This is a genomic window from Streptomyces kebangsaanensis (assembly GCF_001906585.1).
GTDB classification, from domain to species: Bacteria; Actinomycetota; Actinomycetes; order Streptomycetales; family Streptomycetaceae; genus Streptomyces; species Streptomyces kebangsaanensis.
The window spans coordinates 721-2,748 of sequence record NZ_JUJA01000142.1; the positions used below are offsets into that span (position 1 = coordinate 721).

Consider the following 2,028-nt stretch of genomic DNA (forward strand, 5'->3'; position numbering starts at 1 on the left):
GGTGGCCGTCCCGGCTTCGGCGGACGTCCGGGTGGTCCCGGTGGCCGTGGTGGCACGCAGGGTGCCTTCGGTCGTCCGGGTGGTCCCGCGCGCCGCGGCCGCAAGTCGAAGCGGCAGCGCCGTCAGGAGTACGAGGCCATGCAGGCCCCGTCGGTCGGCGGCGTGATGCTGCCTCGCGGCAACGGCGAGACCATTCGCCTGTCGCGCGGTGCGTCGCTCACCGACTTCGCGGAGAAGATCAACGCCAACCCGGCGTCCCTCGTCGCGGTCATGATGAACCTGGGCGAGATGGTCACGGCGACGCAGTCCGTCTCCGACGAGACGCTGCAGCTGCTGGCCGGCGAGATGAACTACAACGTTCAGATCGTCAGCCCGGAGGAGGAGGACCGCGAGCTCCTCGAGTCCTTCGACCTGGAGTTCGGCGAGGACGAGGGCTCCGAGGAGGACCTGGTCGTCCGTCCGCCGGTCGTGACCGTCATGGGTCACGTCGACCACGGAAAGACCCGCCTGCTCGACGCCATCCGCAAGACGAACGTCATCGCGGGCGAGGCCGGTGGCATCACCCAGCACATCGGTGCCTACCAGGTCGCGACCGAGGTCAACGGCGAGGACCGGGCGATCACCTTCATCGACACCCCGGGTCACGAGGCGTTCACCGCCATGCGTGCCCGCGGTGCCCGGTCGACGGACATCGCCATCCTGGTCGTCGCGGCCAACGACGGCGTCATGCCGCAGACGGTCGAGGCGCTCAACCACGCCAAGGCGGCCGACGTGCCGATCGTGGTCGCGGTCAACAAGATCGACGTCGAGGGTGCGGACCCGACCAAGGTGCGCGGTCAGCTGACCGAGTACGGCCTGGTGGCCGAGGAGTACGGCGGCGACACCATGTTCGTCGACATCTCCGCCAAGCAGGGCCTGCACATCGACAGCCTCCTGGAGGCGGTCGTCCTCACGGCCGACGCCGCCCTGGACCTCCGGGCCAACCCGGAGCAGGACGCGCAGGGCATCGCGATCGAGTCCCGCCTCGACCGCGGCCGCGGTGCCGTGGCGACGGTGCTCGTCCAGCGAGGCACGCTGCGGGTCGGCGACACCATGGTGGTCGGCGACGCGTACGGCCGCGTCCGGGCGATGCTCGACGACAACGGCAACCACGTGGCCGAGGCCGGCCCGTCGACGCCGGTCCAGGTCCTGGGCCTGACCAACGTCCCGGGTGCGGGCGACAACTTCATCGTGGTGGACGAGGACCGCACGGCCCGTCAGATCGCGGAGAAGCGCGCCGCCCGTGAGCGCAACGCCGCGTTCGCCAAGCGCGTCCGCCGCGTGTCGCTCGAGGACCTGGACAAGGTGCTCAAGGCCGGCGAGGTCCAGCAGCTCAACCTCATCATCAAGGGCGACGCGTCCGGTGCGGTCGAGGCCCTCGAGTCCTCGCTGCTCCAGCTCGACGTCGGTGAAGAGGTCGACATCCGCGTCCTGCACCGCGGTGTGGGTGCGGTCACGGAGTCGGACATCGACCTGGCCATGGGCTCGGACGCCATCGTGATCGGCTACAACGTGCGCGCCGCCGGGCGTGCCGCGCAGATGGCCGAGCGCGAAGGCGTGGACGTCCGCTACTACTCGGTCATCTACCAGGCGATCGAGGAGATCGAGGCGGCCCTCAAGGGCATGCTCAAGCCGGAGTACGAGGAGGTCGAGCTCGGCACGGCGGAGATCCGCGAGGTCTTCAAGTCGTCCAAGCTGGGCAACATCGCGGGTGTGCTCATCCGCTCCGGCGAGGTCCGGCGCAACAGCAAGGCGCGCCTCCTCCGCGACGGCAAGGTCGTCGCGGAGAACCTCAACATCGAGGGTCTGCGTCGCTTCAAGGACGACGTCACCGAGATCCGCGAAGGCTTCGAGGGCGGTATCAACCTCGGAAACTTCAACGACATCAAGGTCGACGACGTCATCGCGACGTACGAACTCCGCGAGAAGCCGCGGGCGTAACGGCCCACGGCACGTGCCGCAGCCGGCCGGCGGGACCACGGTCCCGCC

1 protein-coding gene is annotated in these 2,028 nt (G+C 69.5%); it reads left to right on the forward strand.

From position 1 onward, the window contains the following. Positions 1–1,980, forward strand: a 1,980-nt coding sequence (gene infB, locus RH94_RS21000) for a translation initiation factor IF-2 (RefSeq protein WP_234425920.1), incomplete at its 5' end; no start/stop codon positions are given. Positions 1,981–2,028: the final 48 nt, after the last annotated feature.